The following is a 4935-nucleotide window of genomic DNA, read 5'->3' on the forward strand; positions in this document are numbered from 1 at the left end:
CGGCACCGGCAGCCGCACCGGTCGCTCGCCGTCCGGAAACCGCTCCGTCGCCCTCAACCGCCCGGCCGGCACCGGGCGCACCGGCAGGTGTGCGTGGCCGCCGTGGTGAAGGCGAAGAAGAAGACCGCGGTGCTTCGCGCGGTGGTCCGGTCCGTGGCCGCCCGGTTCGTCCGGAGCCCGCAAAGCCGGTGACAACCCGCCCGAAGAGCGAGGAAGACCGCCGCCGCGGCAAGCTGACCGTTACCACCGCAAACGTCGATGACGACGGCAATGCACGCGGGCGTTCGCTTTCGGCCATGCGCCGCCGGCAGGAAAAATTCCGCCGCAGCCAGATGCAGGAGACGCGCGAGAAGATCACCCGCGAGGTCGTACTGCCCGAAACCATCACGATCCAGGAACTGTCGCAGCGCATGTCTGAACGTGCCGTTGACGTCATCAAGTACCTGATGAAGGAAGGCCAGATGATGAAGCCGGGCGACGTCATCGACGCCGACCTCGCTGAACTCATTGCCGGTGAATTCGGCCATACGGTCAGGCGCGTATCCGAATCCGACGTCGAACTCGGCATCTTCAACGTGTCCGACGAGCAGGGCGAACTGGTTTCGCGCCCGCCTGTCGTCACCATCATGGGCCACGTCGACCACGGGAAGACCTCGCTGCTCGACGCTATCCGCCATGCCAACGTGGTCTCCGGCGAAGCCGGTGGCATCACGCAGCATATCGGCGCCTATCAGGTGGAACAGAACGGCCAGAAGATCACCTTCATCGATACTCCCGGCCACGCAGCCTTTACGGCAATGCGTGCCCGCGGTGCGCAGGCTACCGATATCGCGATCCTGGTGGTTGCGGCTGACGATAGCGTGATGCCGCAGACGATCGAATCCATCAACCACGCCAAGGCGGCCGGTGTTCCGATCATCGTGGCGATCAACAAGGTCGACAAGCACGAGGCCGATCCGCAGAAGGTTCGCAACCAGCTTCTGCAGCACGAAGTCTTCGTGGAATCCATGGGCGGTGAAGTGCTCGACGTCGAAGTTTCGGCCAAGACCGGCAAGAACCTCGACAAGCTGCTCGAAGCGATCTTGCTGCAGGCCGAAATTCTCGACCTTAAGGCCAATCCGAACAGGACGGCTGAAGGTACTGTCATCGAAGCCCAGCTCGACCGCGGTCGTGGTGCGGTTGCGACAGTGCTTGTCCAGAAGGGTACCTTGCGTCCGGGTCAGATCATCGTTGCCGGTGACGTCTGGGGCCGCGTGCGCGCCCTGGTCACCGATAAGGGCGACCATGTGAAGGAAGCCAGTCCGGCGACCCCGGTCGAGGTTCTCGGTCTTTCGGGCACGCCGCAGGCAGGCGACAAGTTTGCCGTCGTCGAGAATGAAAGCCGCGCCCGCGAAATCTCGGAATATCGTCAGCGTCTCGCCCGCGACAAGGCGGCTGCCCGCCTGTCGGGACAGCGCGGTTCGCTGGAACAGATGATGACGCAGCTCCAGACCACTGGCGTGAAGGAATTCCCGCTGGTCATCAAGGGCGACGTGCAGGGCTCGATCGAAGCGATTGCCGGCGCATTGGACAAGCTCGGTACCGACGAGGTTCGTGCCCGCATCGTTCATTCGGGCGCAGGCGGCATCACCGAGTCCGACATCTCGCTTGCCGAAGCGTCGAATGCTGCCATTATCGGCTTCAACGTGCGTGCGAATGCGCAGGCACGCCAGTTCGCTGAACGTGAGGGGATCGAGATTCGCTACTACAACATCATCTACGACCTCGTGGATGACGTGAAGGCAGCGATGTCGGGTCTTCTTTCGCCGGAACGTCGCGAGACCTTCATCGGCAATGCCGAGATCCTGGAGGTGTTCAACATCACCAAGGTCGGTAAGGTCGCGGGTTGCCGCGTCGTCGAAGGCAAGGTCGAGCGTGGCGCGGGTGTCCGCCTCATCCGCGACAACGTCGTCGTGCACGAAGGCAAGCTCAAGACCCTCAAGCGCTTCAAGGACGAAGTCTCCGAAGTGCCGATGGGCCAAGAGTGCGGCATGGCCTTCGAGAACTACGAAGACATGCGTGTCGGCGACGTCATCGAGTGCTTCCGCGTCGAGCACATCACGCGCACGCTCTGATCGGGCGACGATTGAAATCTTGAACGGGCGCCGGATGATCCAGTCCGGCGCCCGATCCATTTGGGATAAAGAACAATGGCAACAAGACCCACAACCTCGGCACCCTCGCAGCGCATGCTGCGCGTCGGCGAGCAGGTTCGCGCAGCAATCACGCAGGTGCTGCAGCGCGGCGAAGTGCGCGACGACATCATCGAGGCGACCGTGATCTCGATCTCCGAAGTGCGCATGTCGCCCGACCTCAAGATCGCGACGGCCTATGTGACGCCGCTCGGCGTTTCCGACCACACGATCGTCATCGAGGCGCTGAACCGCAATGCGAAGTTCATCCGCGGCCGGCTCGGGCCGCAGCTGAGACAGATGAAATACATGCCGGAAGTGCGCTTCCGCGACGATACCAGCTTCGACAATTACAAGAAGATCGACGATCTGCTGCGCTCGCCCGAGGTGAGCCGCGATCTCGACAATGACGACGAATAACAGAAGATATCGATGTCCAAACCACGCAAACCCAAGGGCCGTCCGATTTCCGGCTGGCTAATCCTCGACAAGCCGGTGGATTTCGGCTCGACGGAAGCCGTTTCCAAGATCAAGTGGCTCTTCAAGGCGCAGAAGTGCGGCCATGCCGGCACGCTCGATCCGCTTGCTTCGGGCATGCTACCGATCGCGCTCGGCGATGCCACCAAGACCGTTCCCTATGTGATGGACGGCCGCAAGATCTACGAATTCACGGTGAGTTGGGGTGAGGAACGGGCGACCGACGACCTCGAGGGCGAGGTTACGCAGAACTCCGACAAGCGCCCGAGCGAACAGCAGATCCGCGATATCCTGCCGAAATATATCGGCACGATCAGCCAGGTTCCGCCGCAGTTTTCCGCGATCAAGATCGCCGGTGAACGCGCCTACGATCTGGCGCGCGATGGCGAGGCGGTCGAGATCCCCTCACGCGAGGTCGAGGTTCATCGTCTGACGCTTCTCGCCTGCCCGGATGCCAATACGGCGCATTTCGAGGTGGAATGCGGCAAGGGTACCTATGTGCGGGCGCTTGCCCGCGATTTCGGCCGCGAACTCGGCTGCTACGGCCATATTTCCGGCCTGCGCCGCACCTTCGTAGCACCCTTCGCCGAAGAGACGATGGTGCCGCTTGCAAAGCTCACTGCACTCGAAGAGATCGAGGACATGGATGAGCGCCTTGCCGCCCTCGACGCCCTGCTGATCGATACCTGCGAGGCGCTATCGACCCTGCCGCACCTTGTTGTCAGTGATGATCAGGCGCACCGGCTGAAAATGGGCAACCCTATCCTGGTGCGCGGTCGCGATGCGCCCGTTGCCGAAAGCGAGGCCTACGCGACGGCCCGCGGCCGCCTGATCGCGATCGGCGAGATTGGGCAGGGCGAATTCCGGCCGAAGCGCGTTTTCGGCTGAGGTCGTCGGCACGCCGCAACGGCGGCAGTTGTCAGACGATCGCGATGCGATATGTTTTCCCGCGGGCCATGAAGGCCCGTCAAAGGGGAAGAGTATGCGCAGAATTACGATTGCAATACTGACGTTCTTTTCACTGTTTCTGACCCTTGCCAGCGCTCAATCCGCCGAGCGCTGGGCCGAGCTTCCGGCCTTTCCTCCCATGCCGGAGCCAAAGGCGAGCGGCATGGCTGAAGTCAATGACATCAGGATGTATTACGCCGAATATGGCGAGGGCGACCCGATCCTCTTCGTCCATGGCGGGCTTGGAAATGCCGATGTCTGGGGCCATCAGGTAGCCGATTTCGCTAGAGATCACCTCGTCATCGTCGCCGACAGCCGCGGGCACGGGCGCTCGACGCGCAGCCAGCAGCCCTTCGGCTATGATCTGATGACATCGGACTATGCAGCACTTCTCGACTATCTGAAAATCGGCAAGGTGACGCTGGTCGGCTGGTCGGACGGCGGCATCATCGGCATCGACATGGCGATGAAACATCCGGAGAAGCTCACGCGCGTCATCGCCCAGGCGGCAAATGTCACGACCGACGGCGTAAAGTCCGACGTCATGAACAACAAGACCTTCAACGACTACATCAACGTCGCCGGCGAATATTACAAAAAGCTGTCGCCGACGCCGAACGAATACGACGCCTTCGTCAAACAAATCTCGGAAATGTGGGCGACACAGCCTGCCTGGACGGCAGCCGACCTCGGAAAGATCACGGTGCCGGTCACGCTCGCCATCGGCGATCATGACGAGGCCGTAAAGCTCGATCATACAGAGATGATGGCGAAGGAAATTCCAGGCGCAAAACTCGTCATCCTGAAGGATGCCAGCCATTTCGCCATGCTGCAGGATCCCGAAGGATACGACGCGATGATCCGGGACGCCATGGCGGGGCGCTGAAACCGCTAATGGTGCCCCCTCTTTCCAACGCTGCTTATTTGGTTTATAGGCAGCGCCAGCATCAGGGTCTCCCCGATTGCATTCGCGGCCAAGGCTGGACGACATCCCGGCTTTTGGCGACTTAAACTCCTCTCAACGAAAGGATTGTCCGATGTCGATCACTGCTGAGCGCAAGGCTGCGCTGATCAAGGAATATGCGACCACCGAAGGCGACACCGGTTCGCCGGAAGTACAGGTTGCGATCCTCACCGAGCGCATCAACAACCTGACCGAACACTTCAAGGACCACAAGAAGGATAACCATTCCCGCCGTGGCCTGCTGACGCTCGTTTCCAGCCGCCGCTCGCTTCTTGACTATCTCAAGAAGAAGGACGAAGGCCGCTACACCAAGCTGATTAACGGCCTGGGTATCCGCCGCTAATGATTTTTCGGCGGGCGAAGCACTTCGCCCGC

General features: G+C 61.2%; 5 protein-coding genes. All 5 read left to right on the forward strand.

The window, feature by feature from the left end; genetic code table 11:
• A partial coding sequence (gene infB, locus PMI11_RS13275) for a translation initiation factor IF-2 (RefSeq protein WP_007817715.1) occupies positions 1 to 2114 on the forward strand: 2114 nt, incomplete at its 5' end.
• Positions 2115 to 2189: 75 nt separating this feature from the next.
• Positions 2190 to 2591 carry a 30S ribosome-binding factor RbfA gene (rbfA, locus tag PMI11_RS13280; protein WP_007817716.1) on the forward strand — a complete coding sequence of 134 codons (402 nt, stop codon included), beginning with the start codon at positions 2190 to 2192 and terminating at the stop codon, positions 2589 to 2591.
• 12 nt (positions 2592 to 2603) lie between these two features.
• A complete protein-coding gene (gene truB, locus PMI11_RS13285; RefSeq protein WP_007817717.1) occupies positions 2604 to 3536 on the forward strand; it encodes a tRNA pseudouridine(55) synthase TruB in 933 nt (310 codons plus the stop codon).
• 94 nt (positions 3537 to 3630) lie between these two features.
• Positions 3631 to 4482, forward strand: coding sequence for an alpha/beta fold hydrolase (locus PMI11_RS13290; RefSeq protein WP_007817718.1), 852 nt, complete (start codon positions 3631 to 3633; stop codon positions 4480 to 4482).
• Between the two features lie 151 nt (positions 4483 to 4633).
• A complete protein-coding gene (gene rpsO, locus PMI11_RS13295; RefSeq protein WP_007817719.1) occupies positions 4634 to 4903 on the forward strand; it encodes a 30S ribosomal protein S15 in 270 nt (89 codons plus the stop codon).
• Positions 4904 to 4935: the final 32 nt, after the last annotated feature.

It is taken from the genome of Rhizobium sp. CF142, assembly GCF_000281145.1.
Classification (GTDB): Bacteria; Pseudomonadota; Alphaproteobacteria; order Rhizobiales; family Rhizobiaceae; genus Rhizobium.

What these genes read in the sequence shown, in the direction of transcription:
- rbfA (WP_007817716.1), top strand. Translation starts at nt 2,190, where the DNA reads ATGGCAACAAGACCCACAACCTCGGCACCCTCGCAGCGCATGCTGCGC.
- truB (WP_007817717.1), top strand. Translation starts at nt 2,604, where the DNA reads ATGTCCAAACCACGCAAACCCAAGGGCCGTCCGATTTCCGGCTGGCTA.
- PMI11_RS13290 (WP_007817718.1), top strand. Translation starts at nt 3,631, where the DNA reads ATGCGCAGAATTACGATTGCAATACTGACGTTCTTTTCACTGTTTCTG.
- rpsO (WP_007817719.1), top strand. Translation starts at nt 4,634, where the DNA reads ATGTCGATCACTGCTGAGCGCAAGGCTGCGCTGATCAAGGAATATGCG.